We start from the raw sequence: 17,327 nt of genomic DNA on the forward strand, positions 1-17,327 counted from the left end.
CGGCCCCGGCGGTCAGCAGGAAGAACGGCAAAGCCCACACCTCATTTCACAACCGACGGGGGCCTGACAGATGGAAAAGGATCTTGCGACCACGACCGGATTGCAGCGGCGGGCAGGGACCTCGGGCATCCTCCTCGTCCCGAGCCTCTGCGACGCGCCGGCCCGCGCCCGGCCGCTTGCTTGCGGGACGGGGGGACTGCACCGGAAGAACGCCTGCCGCACGCGCCCGGATCGGAACGATCGGGCAGGGAACGATCGGACAGGGGGCGCGCGGTTGCGCGCCCTTGCGCTTTCTGGCGCTCCGATCATCCGGGACGGCAAGGAAGTGGGCGTGGTGACGATCGGCTTCTACAGCCCTTTGAACGGGCACAATATCGGCATTGCGCGGATGCCGGTGGATTGCGCGGTTCCGGGCACGCCGCTGACCATCCGCAATCCCGGCGGCGAGATCGCCGCCACGGCGCAGCCGATGCCCTTCCACGACCCCGAGAAGAAGCGCCGCACCGCCAAGGGCTGAACCGACCCGGGGCGCGCGGGCGGCGCCAGGACCGCCCCGCCCCCCTCCGCGACAGGGAGAACGCCGCCAATGCGAGCCACGGAATTTTCACCTTCGATCCCCAGCCGGCCGGTCTATGGCGGGCTGCGCCCGCACGGGGCGCTGGCCTCGCTGATGCTGGCCGAGGGCACGGGCGGCGAGGCGCTGGCCGCGCTGGCCCGGGCCGACCCCTCGGTCATGCGCCAGGCGCAGCTGTTCTGGATCCCGGCCGGTGCCGGTCCCGAACTGGGGTCGCGGCTGCGGGGGCTGGGGCCGGCCGGCTATGTCGAGGGGCCGAGCTGGGCGGCGCTGCGGCCGCGCTTCGCCCGGGCCCTGGCCGAGGCGCATATGGGCACCCGGCTCTATCTTGCCGGCGGCGAGGGGCTGATCGGCCAGGCCACGGCCGAGGCGCTGGCCGCCGGAATGCCGCTGGAGGCGATCGATGCCGAGCATCGCGGCGGCTTCGCCCGGCGGGTGCAATGCGTGCATTGCAAGGGCATCACCGAGAACGTCGCCACCGACCCGTTCACCTGCGCGCATTGCGGGCTGAACCTGTTCGTGCGCGACCATTACTCGCGCCGCATCGGCGCCTTCCAGGGGGTCTGCGTCGATGCCGAGACCCCGGGCCAGGTGCCCGAGCCGCAGGAGATCAAGCCATGACGTCCCTGATGCTGCGCGTGGCGGCGGCCGAGCCGCTGACGCCGCTGGTCAAGCGCTTCCGCTTCGAACACCCGCAGGGCGCGGCCCTGCCGCTGTTTTCCGGCGGCGCGCATGTGGTGGTCGAGATGCCGGACGGCGACATACTGCGCCGCAACGCCTATTCGCTGATCTCGGACCCGCAGGACGGCTCGGGCTACGAGATCGCGGTGCGGCGCGAGGATGGCGGGCGCGGCGGCTCGCGCTTCATGCATGGCCGGGTGCGGGCGGGCGACCAGCTGCGCGTCTCGCTGCCGCTGAACCTCTTCGCGCTGGACCTGCGGGCCAAGAAGCACGTGCTGATCGCCGGCGGCATCGGCATCACCCCCTTCGTCGCCCAGGTCCGCCAGCTTCTGCGCATGCAGCTGCCCTTCGAGCTGCATTACGCCGCCCGCTCGCGCGCCGAGGCGGCCGGGCTGCACCTGCTGCCGGAGGCGCCGCATATCCACGCCCATATCTCGGAGGAGGGCAACCGCATGGATCTGGGCGCGATCCTGTCGGGCCAGCCCCTGGGCACGCATGTCTATACCTGCGGCCCCGAGGGTCTGATCGGTGCGGTGGCGGAAGCGGGCGCCCGGCTGGGCTGGCCGCAGACCGCGCTGCATTCCGAGGTCTTCCAGGCGCCGCCGCCCGGCCGGCCCTTCGCGGTGGTGCTGGCGCGTTCGGGGCGGACCATCGCGGTCGGCGCGCATCAGAGCCTGCTCGAGGCGCTGGAGGCGGCCGGGGCCGAGATCGACTGGTCCTGCCGGGGCGGCGCCTGCGGGCGCTGCGAGACGCGGGTGCTGTCCTGCCACGGCCGCATCGAGCATCACGACCATTGGCTGTCCGAGGACGAGCGCTCCTCGCAGAGCCGCATCATGCCCTGCGTCTCGCGCTTCCGCGGCGAGACGCTGATCATCGACCGATAGGAGCCCGGCCATGACCATCCGGTTCAACGACGAGACCTTCCGCGACGATTACAGCTTCCGCAACTCGGCCGAAGCCATCCGGCGGTTTCCGTTCCCCTTCGACAAGGACGATTACATGTATTCCGTCAACATGGAGCCGCACGGGACGGGGGGCCGCGCCGGCAGCGTCTTCGAGAAGCGCTTCGACGTGGACGAGCATTACGTGGCCGAGATGCGCGACCGGGCGATCACCCTGGCCGGGGATCCGCTGCGCTGCCAGTCGCTGCCGCATATGGCGCTGGCGGGCTGGGACCTGCTGGAGCTGATCATGCAGTGCAAGGCCGAGGACTACCCCGAACTGTTCCGGCTGCATCGCGACGGCGACCGCTGGCACTGGATCAACCGGCCCTTGGGGATTGAGCAGCGCTTCACCTTCCTCGACCCGACGACGCTGCCCTGCGGGCCGCTGGAATACATCACCCGCCAGGCGCAGGGCGATTTCGCGCTGCTGGACCAGCGCGAGGGCAACCTGTGGATGGATGCCGGCATGGTGACCAGCCAGGCGGACTGGTCGCTGGATTTCGACATCGGCATGAACTTCTTCGAATGGCATGCGCCGGTGCCGAAGGCGGCCGAGCTGGGCATCTTCCAGCGGGCGCTGAAATTCCTGCTGGCGGTGCAGCAGGGCGCGCCGTCGCGGCGGCTGAACTGGACGATGACGGTCAATCCGCGGCTGGACACCAGCCCCGAGAACTATCACCTCTGGGGTCCCGAGAAGCGCACCATCACCCCCGAGAACGTGGGGGCCAGGCAATATCTGCGGGTGGAGCTGCAGAGCTTCTGGCGGCTGCCGCGCTCGAACGCGCTGGCCTTTCCGATCCGCTGCTACCTGATCGCGCTCGAGGATCTGGTGACGGTGCCGAAATGGGCGCGCCGGCTGCACCGGGTGATCCGCGACCTGCCCGACGAGCTGGCCGAGTACAAGGGCTTCGCCGTCAACCGCCAGATCATCACCGACTATCTCGCGCAGTTCGACGACGGGAAGCCGACATCACAGGGGATATTCGCCGACGACTAGGGCCGGGACAACCCGACCGGGCAACAGCCGCCCCCGATGCGGGGCGGCGGCGTCAACCGGTCTTCCTTTGAGAAATTTGATCGAAGCAAGGGATTTCAATCCGCCGACCGACAGGAAATTGCCGCCTGTCACCACGCGCGACCAGCGCCGCAAGGCGTTTTCCGGGGCCGGAACGATCCCGGAGCAGTGACAAAAACAGGGAGAACGACAATGGAACCAACGACAACCATCCTTTACCCGGATCAGGTAACGCTCAGTTCGCTGGTGCAGAACCTGATCTATGGCTCGGGCACGGCGGGGGCGATCCTCGTCGTGGTCGGGCTGCTGATGATCGACGCGGGCACCACCCGCAACGGCAGCCTGTTCAATTCCACGATCGAGAAGACCATCGGCTTTTTCCTGGGCTTCGCCGCCTATTTCGTCATCGGCTTCGGCTTCTGGGCCGGGCAATATTACGTCATGGAGGGCGCGAGTCTGGCGGATTCGCTTAAGGACTGGTGGCTGGGCGGCGCCATGGCCAACGGCGTGGCCCAGCATGTCGATCCGGCGGTGTTTCCCGGGCTGAACACCTTCCAGATCTTCGTGTTCTTCCTGGCCTGCTTTGCCGGCATCATCAACGTGCTGCTGCATTTCGCCGTCTCCGAGCGGATGAAGCCCCTGGCCTATTACATCACCTCGGTGGTGGCGGCGGTGGTGTCCTCGGCACTGAGCTTCGCGGTCTGGGGCTCGGTCGGACCGCTGACCAATGCGGGCTTCCATGACTTCTTCGGCGTCGGCTTCGTCTATCTGTTCCCGGCCGGCATGGCGCTGGTGCTGGTGCCCATGCTGGGCCGGCGGCCGGGCATGTTCGAGCCGCATCCCAAGGTGCACTCCTACGACGCGCCCAGCATCGGCCTGGCGGCGACCGGGCTGATGACGATCTTTTCCGGACTGCCGTTGGTGATCCTGTCCTGCCTGTTCTTCTTCGAGCCGCAGGCGCTGGCGGTCAGCGTCACCATGGCCGATACCAGCGTGGGCATCGTCTTCAACAATTACGGCCTTGCCTGGGCGGGCGGCGCGGTGACCGGGGCGATCATCGGCTACCGGAAGCGTTCCTATGCCTATCTGCTGCTGGGGCCGCTGGCCGGCTATGTCGCGGGTGCGCCGGGCTTCGACGTCTATGCGCCCTGGCAGACCTTCCTGGTGGCGCTGTTCGCGCCGGTGGTCGCCTGGATCGTCTACGAGTTCACGCAGAAGCGCGGCATCGACGAGCACAAGCTGTTCCCGCTGTTCCTGGGCGCCGGGGTCTATGGGCTGGTCATGGTCGGCTTGCTCAAGGCCGGCACGCCGCAGGGCGGCTATTTCGGCATCGAGGAGGGGCCCTATGCGTTCCAGCACGGCCAGATCGGCCTGGCCATGCAGATCGTGGGCGTTCTGGCCTGCGTCGGCGCGGGCGTGCTGACCGCCGCGATCCTGACCTTCGTCCTGAAACAGACCGTGGGCTTGCGGGTGGACGAGGACGATCAGGCGACCGGGCTGGACCTGGTCTACTGGGACATGAAGCCCAATGCGGCATCCCTGCCGGACCGGCCCGTCTGAGCCGGCACAAAAATCAGGCCCCGGCCTTGCGCCGGGGCCTGTTCCGATTTCACGGGTCCGGGCAGCGAACGGCGGGGCGACGGGCAGGGCCGCGCCGCTTTCACCGCACCCGGATGGCGAAGGCCTTGCGCACCGTCTCCTCGGTCTTCCAGAGGCCGTCGAACCCGGCCTCGATCACGAAAGTGTCGCCGGCGGCGAAGCTGCGCGGCTCCTGGCCGTTGTCGGTCAGCGTCACCTTGCCCTCGAACAGATGGATGAACTCGTCCACGTCGTAGCGCACGCGATAGCTGCCCGGCGTGGCCTCCCAATAGCCGGTCAGGAACTTGCCGTCCTCGGATTGGTGCTCGATCCAGGTCTTCATGCTGGGCGAGCCCTCGACCGGGTGCCACCAGTCCAGATCCTCGGTGATCGGCTGGACCGAAGGGGATTTGTAGGGGCCGAATTTCTTGATCGCCATGAGCCTCTCCTGTGTTGGGAATGTCTGGTGCGGACCGGCGCGGCGCGTCAGTCCATGTTGCGGCTGCTTTCGGCGGCCGTGGTGAAATGGCGCATCAGCACCGCCGCCAGCTCGCCGTCGATTCCGCGCCTGTCGATGGCCTTGGCCATGCATTGCAGCCACAGGTCGCGCATCTGCGGGCCGATGGGCACATGGGCGTGGATCTCTTTCAGCCGCGCGTGGCGGTGCTTCATCACGTAATATTGCGGCCCGCCGAAGAAGCCGCTGAGATAGTTGAACTGCTCCTCGCGCGAATGGGCGACGCCGGCGCCCTGCAGGTGCAGAAGATGCAGCTCCCTCGCGTCCTCGTCCTGCTCGACGATGTCGTAGAATTCCTTGACCAGGGCGCGGATGCCCTCGTCCCCTCCCAGCTGCTGGTAGATCGACTGCTTTCGCTGTGCAGCAAAATACATGGCATGCCTCCCCGAAAACCAATCCTATAGTAGCAGGAAACAAATTATTCTCTCAAGAAAAATATCCCTGCTTCGCACGGGCCGCACCCCTCCGCGAAACGTGCCACCGATCAGGGGTCGCGGGATCATGCGCGGCTTAACCGCATGGAGCTTCTGACCCATGCCGGCTATCTGTTAGGCTTTACTATGGAAATTCTCCGACTAGCTTTGACAGAGAAAAAACAAAGGAAGTTGTGCAATGGTAAGCCAAACGGCAAAGATAGATGGCTCGCTGACGCAGGATCCCCATGCGATTCGCGAAACCCGCGAGAAGAATCTTGAGGTTGCCATTGGCCGGCAGGTGCGGGAATTGCGCAAGCGGCAGCGGATGACCGGCTCGAAGCTGGCCAGCCAGGCGGGGCTGTCCGTCGGGATGCTCTCCAAGATCGAGAACGGCGTCATCTCGCCCTCGCTGACGACCTTGCAGACCTTGGCCAATGCCCTGCATGTGCCGTTGATCCAGCTTTTCTCGGGCTATGAAGAGCCGCGCGGGGCGATGCATGTGAAGGCGGGCACCGCCGTCGAGGTCGAGCGCGCCGGCACCCGCGCCGGGCACCAGTATCACCTGCTGGGGCATATCGGCTCGAACAACAGCGGCGTGGTGGTCGAGCCCTACATGATCGTGCTCAGCACCCAAAGCGACCATTTCCCCACCTTCCAGCATGAAGGGATCGAGCTGCTCTACATGCTCGAGGGAAGAATCGGCTATCGCCACGGCGAACAGATCTATGATCTCGAACCCGGCGACAGCCTGATCTTCGACGCCGATGCGCCGCATGGACCGGAGCATCTGCGCGAATTGCCGGCCCGGTATCTGTCCATCATCTGCTATCCCCAGGCCAAGTAACCGACTGCCTGCGCTGGGGTTTCCTTCGACCGTTCCCTGCCGGCCCTCTCGCAAGAATTTTCTGTCAGGTAAAAAAAATATCTTGCTAGGCAATCAATTTTGCTCTTAGCTGATCCGTGACGGCTTCAACGCCAAGCTGAACGGAGGTTGCTAATGTGTGGCATCGTTGGCCTGTTCCTGAAAAAAGATGATCTGCGGCCCCAGCTCGGGGACCTGCTGACCGACATGCTGATTTCCATGACGGATCGCGGGCCTGACAGCGCGGGGATCGCGATCTACGGGGACGACGCGCAAGGTCTCAAGATGACGATCCAGTCCGATACGCCCGACGAGACTTTCGCGGGCCTCGAGGACAGTCTGAAGGCGCTGCTGGGCGCGCCGGTGCAGGTGCGGGTGGTCGACACCCATGCGGTGCTGACGCTGCCCGAAGGCTCCGAGCCCGAGGTCCGGGCCTATATGGCCGAAAAGGGCATCCGCATCATGGGTGCCGGGCAGTCGATGGAGATCTTCAAGGAGGTTGGGCTGCCCAAGGACGTGGCCGCGCGCTTCGGCATCCGGCAGATGGGCGGCAGCCACGGCATCGGCCATACCCGCATGGCGACGGAAAGCGCCGTGACCACGCTGGGCGCGCATCCGTTCTCGACCGACGGCGATCAGTGCCTGGTGCATAACGGCTCGCTCTCGAACCACAACCGGGTGCGGCGCGAACTGGCCCGCAAGGGTTTCGTGCCGCAGACCCAGAACGATACCGAGGTCGCCGCCTGCTACATCTCGTCCCGGCTGGCCGAAGGCGCCAATCTGGGCGAGGCGCTGGAAGGCACGCTGGACGATCTGGACGGGTTCTTCACCTTCGTGGTCGGCACCAGGAACGGCTTCGGCGTGGTGCGCGATCCCATCGCCTGCAAGCCCGCGGTGATGGCCGAGACCGACAGCTATGTCGCCTTCGGCTCGGAATACCGGGCCTTCGCGAACCTGCCGGGCATCGAGGATGCCCGCATCTGGGAACCGGAACCCGCCACCGTGTATTTCTGGGAGCGCTGACATGACCACCATGGCCAATACGCAGATCCGCGAAGACCTTGACATCGGCGTGCAGCCCCGGACCATCGACATGGCCTGGACCGAGCTGCGCGATCTCAACAGCACGCTTCAGGCGCAGACCGGCGGCGAATGGGTGATCGAGAACCCGCGCGGCGCGCATGCGCTGGCGGTCGGGTTGCAGGCGCCGCTGGAGGTCACGATCAAGGGTTCCACCGGTTATTACTGCGCCGGCATGAACAAGGAGGCGCGGGTGCATGTGACCGGCTCGGTCGGGCCGGGGGTCGCCGAGAACATGATCTCGGGCAGCGTCACCGTCGAGGGCGATGCCAGCCAATATGCCGGCGCTACCGGCCATGGCGGGCTTCTGGTCATCAAGGGCAATGCCAGCTCGCGCTGCGGCATCTCGATGAAGGGCATCGACATCGTCGTGCACGGCAATATCGGCCACATGTCGGCCTTCATGGCGCAGTCGGGCAATCTGGTGGTGCTGGGCGATGCGGGCGACGCGCTTGGCGACAGCCTTTACGAGGCGCGGCTGTTCGTGCGCGGCAAGGTCAAGTCGCTGGGCGCGGATTGCATCGAGAAGGAGATGCGCCCCGAGCATCTGGAAATCCTGGCCGACCTGCTGAAGCGCGCCGGGGCGGATGCCGACCCGTCCGAGTTCCGCCGCTACGGCTCGGCCCGCAAGCTCTACAATTTCCACGTCGATCACGCCGGCGATTACTGAGGATCATACGATGGACCAAACCCCTCGCACCCTGCCGCGCCAGAGCTGGACCTTCTCGAACGAGATCAATTCCGAGATCCGCCGCGCCGCCGCCACCGGCATCTATGACATCCGCGGTGGCGGGGCCAAGCGCCGCGTGCCGCATTTCGACGACCTGCTGTTTCTGGGCGCCTCGATCAGCCGCTATCCGCTGGAGGGCTATCGCGAGAAATGCGACACCTCGGTCGTGCTGGGCACGCGCTTCGCCAAGAAGCCGATCGAGCTGAAGATCCCGATCACGATCGCGGGGATGTCCTTCGGCGCGCTTTCGGCCCATGCGAAAGAGGCGCTGGGTCGCGGCGCGACCATGGCGGGCACCTCGACCACCACCGGCGACGGCGGCATGACCAACGAGGAACGCGGCCATTCCGAAAAGCTGGTCTATCAGTATCTGCCCTCGCGCTACGGCATGAACCCGGACGACCTGCGCCGTGCCGACGCGATCGAGGTCGTGGTCGGGCAGGGCGCCAAGCCCGGCGGCGGCGGCATGCTGCTGGGCCAGAAGATCACCGAGCGGGTTGCGAAGATGCGCAACCTGCCGATGGGCATCGACCAGCGTTCGGCCTGCCGCCATCCCGACTGGACCGGCCCCGACGATCTGGAGATCAAGATCCTGGAGCTGCGCGAGATCACCGGCTGGGAAAAGCCGATCTACATCAAGATCGGCGGCGCGCGGCCCTATTACGACACCGCGCTGGCGGTGAAGGCGGGCGCCGACGTGGTGGTGCTGGACGGCATGCAGGGCGGCACCGCCGCGACGCAGGACGTGTTCATCGAGCATGTCGGCCAGCCGACGCTGGCCTGCATCCGCCCGGCCGTGAAGGCGCTGCAGGATTTGGGCATGCATCGCAAGGTGCAGCTGATCGTCTCGGGCGGCATCCGCACCGGCGCGGACGTGGCCAAGGCGCTGGCGCTGGGGGCCGACGCGGTCGCCATCGGCACGGCGGCGCTGGTCGCGCTTGGCGACAACGATCCGCGCTGGGAAGAGGAATACCAGAAGCTCGGCACCACCGCTGGCGCCTATGACGACTGGCACGAGGGCCGCGACCCGGCCGGCATCACCACCCAGGACGCCGAGCTGATGACCCGGCTGAACCCGGTCGAGGCCGGCCGCCGCCTGCGCAACTATCTGGCGGTGATGACGCTGGAATGCCAGACCATCGCCCGCGCCTGCGGCAAGAGCCACGTCCACAACCTCGAACCCGAGGATCTTTGCGCCCTGACCGTGGAATCCGCCGCCATGGCGGGCGTCCCCCTGGCCGGCACGAGCTGGATCCCGGGACAGGCCGGTTACTGACGACAGACAGCCACGGGGCGGGACAAAGTATCCCGCCCCGGGTCGGACATCCTTCAACAGGGAGAATATCGAATGACCGATATGGCCACCTTCGCCCGCGAGGCCGACATGGTCCAGAAACGGGAAAAGCCCCGGCACGGCGCCTCTGGCCCGCAGCAGAAGGCTGCCGAGCCGCTCGACCTGGCCGCCTATGCCCGCGACCGGGGCATCAAGCATTTCATGGTCTCCTTCACCGACCTGTTCGGCAGCCAGCGCGCCAAGCTGGTCCCGGCCGAGGGCATCGCCGAGATGCAGGCCGGCGGCGCGGGCTTTGCCGGTTTCGCGACCTGGCTGGACCTGACGCCGGCCCATCCCGACATGCTGGGCCTGCCCGACGCCTCATCCGTGATCCAGCTGCCCTGGAAAAAGGAGGTGGCCTGGGTCGCCTCGAACTGCGTGATGAGCGGCGGGGTCGATCTGGAGCAGGCGCCGCGCAACGTGCTGACCCGGCTGTGCCGGGAGGCCGCCGACATGGGCCTGACCGTCAAGACCGGGGTCGAGCCGGAATTCTTCCTGATGACGCCCGACGGGCTGGCCATCGGCGACCCGGCCGACACCGCCATGAAGCCCTGCTACGACCAGCAGGCGATGTTCCGCCGCCTGGACGTGATCGCCGAGATCTCGGACTACATGCTGGAACTGGGCTGGGAGCCCTATCAGAGCGACCACGAGGACGCCAACGGCCAGTGGGAGATGAACTGGAAATACGACAATGCGCTGGCGACCGCCGACAAGCATTCGTTCTTCAAGTTCATGGCCAAGGCCATCGCCGAAAAGCACGGGCTGCGCGCCACCTTCATGCCCAAGCCGATCATGGGCCTGACCGGAAACGGCTGCCACCTGCATATCTCGGTCTGGAATGCCGACGGCACCAACGCCTTCGCCGACGACCGGGACGAGCTGGGCCTGTCCCGGCAGGGCTATCACTTCGTCGGCGGCATCATGAAACATGCCTCGGCGCTGGCGCTGCTGAGCTGCCCGACGGTGAACAGCTACAAGCGCATCAACGCGCCGCGCACCACCTCGGGCGCGACCTGGGCGCCGAACAGCGTCACCTGGACCGGCAACAACCGCACCCATATGGTGCGCGTGCCCGGCCCCGGCCGGTTCGAGTTCCGCCTGCCCGACGGTGCCGCCAATCCCTATCTGGTGCAGGCGGCTATCATGGCGGCCGGGTTGTCGGGGCTGCGCTCGAAGGCCGATCCCGGCCCGCGGTCCGACATCGACATGTATGCCGAGGGCCATACCATCACCGATGCGCCGAAGCTGCCGCTGAACCTGCTGGACGCGATCCGCGCCTTCGACGAGGACGAGGGACTGAAGGCGGCCATGGGCGCGGAATTCTCGGCCGCCTATATCAAGCTCAAGACCCGGGAATGGAACACCTATTGCGCACATCTGTCGCAATGGGAGCGGGACAACACCCTGGACATCTGAGCGGCGGTTTCCTCCCGGCACCGCGAAACCCCGATGGCGTCAGCCACCGGGGTTTTCTGTTGCCCCCGCTCGCATGGGTCGGCGCGCCGAGGGGCTGATGCCGAATTGCGCGCGGAAGCTGCGGCTGAAATGGCTGCGGCTGGCAAAGCCGGTCGCCAGCGCGATCTCGGCCAGCGGCAGCCCGGACTGGCTCAGCAGTTCCCGGGCCTTGTCCAGCCGCAGCCTCCGATAGAACTGCATCACGCTTTCGCCCAGCTGCGCCTGCGCCAGCCGCTCCAGATGCCGGGGCGTCATGTCGCAAAGCTGGCCCAGATCCTCCAGCCCCAGAGGATCGGCGATATGGCTGGTCATCAGCTCGACCATGGCGACCAGCGCCGGGTGGTGCAGGTCGTATTTGCGCGCCGGGTCCAGCTGCTGCGGTGCCTCGGCCTCGCGGATGCCGGTATGGATGAACCAGTCGCTGACCGCCCGCGCCAGCCCCGCCCCATGCGCCGAGGCGATCAGCGCATGCATCATGTCCAAGGGCGCCATGCCGCCCGCGCAGGTGAAGCGGTCGCGGTCGATGACGAACAGCCGCCTTTCAATCAGCGCCTCGGGCCAGGTCTCGCGCATGGCGTCGAGATGCTGCCAGTGGATGGTGAAGCGCCGCGCCGCCATCACCCCGGCCGCCGCGAGGATCGCCGCCCCGCCCGAGATGCCGCCAAGCGCCACCCCGCGCCGCGCCAGCCGGCGCACGAAGGCCAGCACCCGCGGATCGCGCTGCGCCAGCGGATCGCCCCCCGCCACCACGAAGAGGATGTCCAGAGTCTCGTCGGCGTCGGCCAGCGCGATGGTCTCGAACCCGCCCGCGACCGAGCTGGGCATGAAGCCCCCCTCGGTCGAGACGAATTGCAATTCGTAAAGCGGCCGGCCGCTCAGCAGGTTCGCCGCGCGCAGCGGCTCGACCGCCGAGGCGGTGGACATCAGCGCGTAATCCGGCAGCAGCAGGAAGCCGTAGCGGCGGGGGCGGGAATCGGGACGCATGGCAGACCTTGGGCTTTCGCCGCCAGCCTGCCATCCATGTCCGAAACAGGCAAGGCAATGTCCCTTTCGGGCGCATCGGCCGGGTCAGGCTGTGCGAGATTCGAATCGACGAAGGAGATTATCGCCATGCATTTCTCGGGCTTGCGGGTCATCAGAGAGGCGCTGACCGGTCACAAGGGATGGAAGCCGCTATGGCGCAATCCCGAACCGCAGCCGGCCTATGACTACATCATCGTCGGCGGCGGCGGGCATGGGCTGGCGACGGCCTATTACCTCGCCAAGACCTTCGGGCGGGCGCGCATCGCCGTGCTGGAGAAAAGCTGGCTGGGCTCGGGCAATATCGGGCGCAACACCACGATCATCCGCTCGAACTACCTGCTGCCGGGCAATGAGCCTTTCTACGAATTCTCGATGAAGCTCTGGGAGGGGCTGGAGCAGGAGTTCAACTTCAACGCCATGGTCAGCCAGCGCGGCATCCTGAACCTGTGCCATACCGATGCGCAGCGCGATGCCTTCCGCCGGCGCGGCAATGCCATGCTGCTGGCCGGCGCCGATGCCGAACTGCTGGACCGCGAGCAGGTCCGGGCCATGGCGCCCTTCCTGAACTTCGACAATGCCTGCTTCCCGATCAAGGGCGGGCTGCTGCAGCGCCGGGCCGGGACCGCGCGCCATGACGGCGTGGCCTGGGGCTACGCCCGCGGCGCCGACATGCGCGGCGTGGACCTGATCCAGAACTGCGAGGTCACCGGCTTCCGCATCGACGGCGGCCGCATCAGCGGCGTCGAGACGACACGCGGCTATATCGCCGCCGGCAAGGTCGGCGTGGCGGTTGCGGGCTCGTCCAGCCGGGTCATGGCCATGGCGGGAATGCGGCTGCCGATCGAAAGCCACGTGCTGCAGGCCTTCGTCTCCGAGGGGCTGAAGCCCACCATCCCGGGGGTCATCACCTTCGGCGCCGGGCATTTCTATGTCAGCCAGTCCGACAAGGGCGGCCTGGTCTTCGGCGGCGATATCGACGGCTACAATTCCTATGCGCAGCGCGGCAACCTGCCGGTGATCGAGGACGTGGCCGAGGGCGGCATGGCGCTGATGCCGATGATCGGCCGGGCGCGGCTCTTGCGGGTCTGGGGCGGCATCATGGACATGTCCATGGACGGCAGCCCGATCATCGACCGCACGCCCGTCGAGGGGCTCTATCTGAATGCCGGCTGGTGTTATGGCGGCTTCAAGGCGACGCCCGCCAGCGGCTATGCCTTCGCCCATCTGCTGGCCACCGGCCGCCCGCACGAAACCGCAAGCGCCTATCGCCTGGACCGTTTCGCGCGCGGCTATGTCATCGACGAAAAGGGCGTGGGCGCCCAACCGAACCTGCATTGAGGCCGCCATGCTGATCCCCCATCCCCTTCTTGGCCTGCGCGACGCACAGGAATTCACCTATCTGGGCGATGCCGCGCTGCTGAACCGCCCCGACGGCATGGCCGAGGGTGCCGAGGCCGCCTTTGCCGAATACGTCTATCTGCGCGACAACCCGGCCGGCGTGCATCGGGAACTGTGGTTCCACGAGCAGGGCGACCGCTCCTGGCTGGTCGTGACCCGCGACACCACCACGCACGAGATCCTGGGCGCCGAGCTGGCGCGCGACGTCAAGCTGAAAGGCGGTGCCGCATGACCCGCCTGACCGGAGGGCTGATCGACCGCGCCCGCAGCCTGCGCTTCACCTTCGACGGCCGGAGCTATTCCGGCCATCCCGGCGACACGCTGGCCTCGGCGCTGCTGGCCAACGGCGTGCGGCTGATGGGCCGCAGCTTCAAGTATCACCGGCCGCGCGGCGTCTTCTCGGCCGGGTCCGAGGAGCCGAATGCGCTGGTGGAACTGCGCAGCGGCGCCCGCAAGGAGCCGAACACCCGCGCCACCGTGGCCGAGCTTTACGATGGGCTGGAAGCCGCCAGCCAGAACCATGTCGGGCCGCTGGGCTTCGACCTGCTGGCGGTGAACGACCTGTTCTCGTCCTTCTTCGCGGCGGGCTTCTATTACAAGACCTTCATGTGGCCGCGCGCCTTCTGGGAAAAGCTCTACGAGCCGGCGATCCGCCGGGCGGCGGGCCTGGGCAGCCTGTCGATGCAGCCCGATCCCGATGCCTATGACAAGGGCTTCCTGCATTGCGACCTGCTGGTCATCGGCGGCGGCGCGGCGGGGCTTTCGGCGGTGCTGACCGCCGGCCGGGCCGGTGCGCGGGTCATCCTGGCCGACGAGGATTTCCGCCTGGGCGGCCGTCTGCTGGCGGAATCCCACGCGCTGGACGACGCCCCGGCGACCGAATGGGTGGCGCGGGCCGAGGCCGAGCTGGCGGCGCTGCCCAATGTCCGCATCCTGCGCCGCACCACGGTGTTCGGTGCCTTCGACCACGGCGTCTATGGCGCGGTCGAGCGGGTCGCCGATCACCTGCCCGAACCGGGGCGGCAGGTGCGCCAGACGCTCTGGCGGATCACCGCCCGCCGCGCCGTGCTGGCCGCCGGCGCCATCGAGCGGCATATCCCGTTCCGGAACAACGACCGCCCCGGCATCATGCTGGCCGGCGCCATGCGCGCCTATGCCAACCGCTGGGCGGTCAGCCCGGCGAAGCGCGTGGCGATCTTCACCAACAACGACGACGGCCACCGCACCGCGCTGGATCTGGCCGCCAAGGGGGTCGAGGTCGCGGCAGTGATCGACAGCCGCCCGGACGCGCGGGCGCAGGGCAATTACCGGCTGGTCCACGGCATGGTCAGCGATGCCAGGGGCCGTCTGGGCCTGCGCGGGGTCCAGATCGACAGCGACGGCCGCAGGGAATGGCTGGATTGCGGCGCGCTCGGCGTCGCGGGCGGCTGGAACCCGAATGTGCATCTGGCCTCGCATCACCGCGGCCGCCCGGTCTGGGACGAGGCGCTGCAGGCCTTCGTTCCCGGCGAGGGCGGGCCGCGCGGCCTGATCGCCGCCGGCGCCGCCAAGGGGCAAGGCAGCACCGCCGCCGCCTTGCGCTCGGGTGCCGAAGCGGCGGCCGAGGCGCTGGCCCAGATCGGCATCGAGGCCCGGCCCGCCGCGCTGCCGGCGGCCGAGGATGCGCCGGCCGGTCTGTGCCCGCTCTGGCATGTGCCGGGCAAGGGCCGCGCCTGGGTCGATTTCCAGAACGACGTGACCGTCAAGGACATCAAGCTGGCGCATCAGGAAAACATGCGCCCGGTCGAGCACCTGAAACGCTGGACCACGCTGGGCATGGCCACCGACCAGGGCAAGACCGCCAACGTCACCGCCCTGGCGGTCATGTCGGAACTGACCGGCAAGCCGATCCCGGAAACCGGCACGACGATCTTTCGCCCGCCCTATAGCGGCGTGTCGCTTTCGGTGCTGGGCGGCGGCGACACGGGGCCGCATTTCCGGCCGCGCCGTCTGACGCCCACGCATGAATGGGCGCGCGCGCAGGGTGCCGTCTTCGTCGAGGTCGGCCCCTGGATGCGGGCGCAATATTTCCCCCGCCCGGGCGAGGCGCATTGGCGCCAGACCGTGGACCGCGAGGTGCTGGCCACCCGCAAGGGCGTCGGCATCTGCGACGTGACCACGCTGGGCAAGGTGGACGTGCAGGGGGCGGATGCCGGCGAATTCCTCGACCGGATCTATGCCAATGCCATGAAAAGCCTCAAGGTCGGCATGGTCCGCTATGGCCTGATGCTGCGCGAGGACGGCACGGCCTGGGACGACGGCACCTGCGCCCGGCTGGCCGAGGATCATTACGTCGTCACCACCACCACCGCCCAGGCGGGGCCGGTCTACCGGCAGATGGAATTCGCCCGGCAATGCCTCTGGCCCGAGCTGGACGTGCAGCTGATCTCGACCACCGACGCCTGGGCGCAGATCGCCGTGGCCGGTCCCAATGCCCGCCGGCTGCTGGAGCGGATCGTGGACGGGTTCGACCTGTCGAACGAAGCCTTTCCCTTCATGGCCTGCGCCGGGTTGACGGTCTGCGGCGGGCTTCGGGCGCGGCTCTTCCGCATCAGCTTCTCGGGCGAGCTGGCCTATGAGATCGCGGTGCCAGCCCGCTACGGGCAGGCGCTGGTCGAGCGGCTGATGGAGCAGGGCGCCGATCTGGGCGCGACCCCCTACGGCACCGAGGCGCTTGGCGTGATGCGCATCGAAAAGGGCCATGCCGCCGGCAACGAGCTGAACGGCCAGACCACGGCGCAGATGCTGGGGCTGGGCCGCATGGTCAGCAGCAAGAAGGACGGCATCGGCGCAGTGATGTCCCGGCGCGAGGGGCTGGCGGCCGAGACCCGGGTGCTGGTCGGGCTGCAACCCGTCGATCCGGCGCAGACGGTGCTGGCGGGCATGCATCTTTTCGCCGAAGGCGCGCCGCACCGGACCGAGACCGACCAGGGCTGGATCACCTCGGCCTGCTATTCGCCGCATGTGGGGTCGAGCATCGGGCTGGGCTTTCTGGCCGATGGCGGCGCCCGCATGGGCGAGACGGTGATCGCCGCCAACCCGCTGCAAGGCCAGAAGGTGGCCCTGCGCGTCGTCTCGCCGCATTTCGTCGACCCGGAAGGAGGGCGCCTGCGTGACTGATCTGGTTCCGATTACCGCTTTGGGCGCCCGCGCCCCCGCCCGGCACGCCTTCGGTGCCCTGACCATCACCGAGAATGCCGGCCTGGCACTGGCCTCGCTGGCGCTGCGCCGGGATGCCGCGCAGCCCGCGCCGCTGGGCCTGGCGCTGCCGGGGCCGGGCGCCTGGCAGGTGGGGCAGGGTGTCGCCGCCTTCTGGACCGGCCCCGGCCAATGGATGATCGAGGCCGAGGAGCGCGCCGCCGAGGATTTCGCCGCCGCGCTGGCGGCCGAGGCGCCGGGCTGCTCGGTCACCGAACAGACCGACGGCTGGACCGCGTTCGAGATCGCCTCGGATCGCGGCGCGGCCCCGATCCGGGCGCTGCTGGAAAAGCTGGTGAACATCGACGCTGCGGCCTTCGGGCCGGGCTCGGCCACGCGCACCGGCCTGCATCACATGAGCGTCTTCCTGATCCGCCGGGCCGAGGATCGGCTGGCGGTGATCGGCATGCGGTCCCTGGCCGGCGCGCTCTGGCATGCGCTCGGGGAAACCGCCGGGCGCCTGAAGGGAGAAAGGACATGA

At 67.8% G+C, this 17,327-nt stretch carries 16 protein-coding genes and 1 pseudogene; 14 read left to right on the top strand and 3 right to left on the bottom strand.

What is annotated here, in order from left to right:
* Window positions 1–295 precede the first annotated feature (295 nt).
* From LOS78_RS21765 to LOS78_RS21785, 5 genes and pseudogenes are all read left to right on the top strand, one after another.
* Window positions 296–517: pseudogene (locus LOS78_RS21765) on the top strand (glycine cleavage T C-terminal barrel domain-containing protein); the annotation flags it as partial.
* Window positions 518–586: 69 nt separating this feature from the next.
* Window positions 587–1,195 (top strand): dimethylamine monooxygenase subunit DmmA family protein, encoded by a 609-nt coding sequence (locus LOS78_RS21770; protein WP_230378714.1) that lies wholly within the window; start codon window positions 587–589, stop codon window positions 1,193–1,195.
* Entirely contained in the window at window positions 1,192–2,139 is a 948-nt protein-coding gene (locus tag LOS78_RS21775; protein WP_230378715.1) for a PDR/VanB family oxidoreductase, read from the top strand. Before LOS78_RS21770 ends, LOS78_RS21775 begins: the two co-directional genes overlap by 4 nt.
* A 10-nt stretch (window positions 2,140–2,149) precedes the next feature.
* Complete coding sequence (locus LOS78_RS21780; RefSeq protein ID WP_230378716.1) at window positions 2,150–3,196, top strand: DUF3445 domain-containing protein; 1,047 nt, start codon at window positions 2,150–2,152, stop codon at window positions 3,194–3,196.
* A gap of 210 nt (window positions 3,197–3,406) precedes the next feature.
* A complete protein-coding gene (locus LOS78_RS21785) occupies window positions 3,407–4,774 on the top strand; it encodes an ammonium transporter (protein ID WP_230378717.1) in 1,368 nt (455 codons plus the stop codon).
* Between the two features lie 100 nt (window positions 4,775–4,874).
* Here LOS78_RS21785 and LOS78_RS21790 read toward each other — a convergent pair whose 3' ends face one another.
* Together LOS78_RS21790 and LOS78_RS21795 are read right to left on the bottom strand one after the other, a co-directional pair.
* Window positions 4,875–5,231 carry a cupin domain-containing protein gene (locus tag LOS78_RS21790; protein ID WP_230378718.1) on the bottom strand — a complete coding sequence of 119 codons (357 nt, stop codon included), beginning with the start codon at window positions 5,229–5,231 and terminating at the stop codon, window positions 4,875–4,877.
* Window positions 5,232–5,278: 47 nt separating this feature from the next.
* Entirely contained in the window at window positions 5,279–5,683 is a 405-nt protein-coding gene (locus LOS78_RS21795; RefSeq protein WP_230378719.1) for a group II truncated hemoglobin, read from the bottom strand.
* A 238-nt stretch (window positions 5,684–5,921) separates the two neighbouring features.
* On the opposite strand from LOS78_RS21795, the gene LOS78_RS21800 reads away from it, so the two are divergent.
* The 5 genes from LOS78_RS21800 to glnT all read left to right on the top strand — a co-directional run bounded on the left by LOS78_RS21800 (window position 5,922) and on the right by glnT (window position 11,149).
* The gene (locus LOS78_RS21800; RefSeq protein WP_028714559.1) at window positions 5,922–6,569 is read left to right on the top strand and encodes a helix-turn-helix domain-containing protein; all 648 of its coding nucleotides are present in this window, start codon (window positions 5,922–5,924) and stop codon (window positions 6,567–6,569) included.
* Window positions 6,570–6,722: 153 nt separating this feature from the next.
* Window positions 6,723–7,610 (top strand): glutamine amidotransferase family protein, encoded by an 888-nt coding sequence (locus LOS78_RS21805; protein WP_028717500.1) that lies wholly within the window; start codon window positions 6,723–6,725, stop codon window positions 7,608–7,610.
* A gap of 70 nt (window positions 7,611–7,680) precedes the next feature.
* A complete protein-coding gene (locus tag LOS78_RS21810; protein ID WP_028714557.1) occupies window positions 7,681–8,337 on the top strand; it encodes a protein glxC in 657 nt (218 codons plus the stop codon).
* Between the two features lie 10 nt (window positions 8,338–8,347).
* Window positions 8,348–9,673 (top strand): FMN-binding glutamate synthase family protein, encoded by a 1,326-nt coding sequence (locus LOS78_RS21815; protein ID WP_028714556.1) that lies wholly within the window; start codon window positions 8,348–8,350, stop codon window positions 9,671–9,673.
* A gap of 219 nt (window positions 9,674–9,892) precedes the next feature.
* Complete coding sequence (gene glnT, locus LOS78_RS21820; RefSeq protein ID WP_230378981.1) at window positions 9,893–11,149, top strand: type III glutamate--ammonia ligase; 1,257 nt, start codon at window positions 9,893–9,895, stop codon at window positions 11,147–11,149.
* A gap of 39 nt (window positions 11,150–11,188) precedes the next feature.
* Here glnT and LOS78_RS21825 read toward each other — a convergent pair whose 3' ends face one another.
* Complete coding sequence (locus LOS78_RS21825; protein ID WP_230378720.1) at window positions 11,189–12,172, bottom strand: GlxA family transcriptional regulator; 984 nt, start codon at window positions 12,170–12,172, stop codon at window positions 11,189–11,191.
* 126 nt (window positions 12,173–12,298) lie between these two features.
* Between LOS78_RS21825 and LOS78_RS21830 the strand changes: the two genes are divergently transcribed.
* Genes LOS78_RS21830 through LOS78_RS21845 form a run of 4 tightly spaced genes read left to right on the top strand, consistent with a single transcriptional unit; the run spans window position 12,299 to window position 17,327 of the window.
* A complete protein-coding gene (locus LOS78_RS21830; RefSeq protein WP_230378721.1) occupies window positions 12,299–13,549 on the top strand; it encodes a sarcosine oxidase subunit beta family protein in 1,251 nt (416 codons plus the stop codon).
* 7 nt (window positions 13,550–13,556) lie between these two features.
* Window positions 13,557–13,841, top strand: a complete 285-nt coding sequence (locus LOS78_RS21835; RefSeq protein ID WP_028714552.1) for a sarcosine oxidase subunit delta — start codon at window positions 13,557–13,559, stop codon at window positions 13,839–13,841.
* Window positions 13,838–16,768 (top strand): sarcosine oxidase subunit alpha family protein, encoded by a 2,931-nt coding sequence (locus LOS78_RS21840; protein ID WP_230378722.1) that lies wholly within the window; start codon window positions 13,838–13,840, stop codon window positions 16,766–16,768. Before LOS78_RS21835 ends, LOS78_RS21840 begins: the two co-directional genes overlap by 4 nt.
* Entirely contained in the window at window positions 16,761–17,327 is a 567-nt protein-coding gene (locus tag LOS78_RS21845) for a sarcosine oxidase subunit gamma (protein ID WP_230378723.1), read from the top strand. The genes LOS78_RS21840 and LOS78_RS21845 overlap by 8 nt, the downstream gene beginning before the upstream one ends.

The organism is Paracoccus sp. MA, assembly GCF_020990385.1.
Taxonomy (GTDB): Bacteria; Pseudomonadota; Alphaproteobacteria; order Rhodobacterales; family Rhodobacteraceae; genus Paracoccus.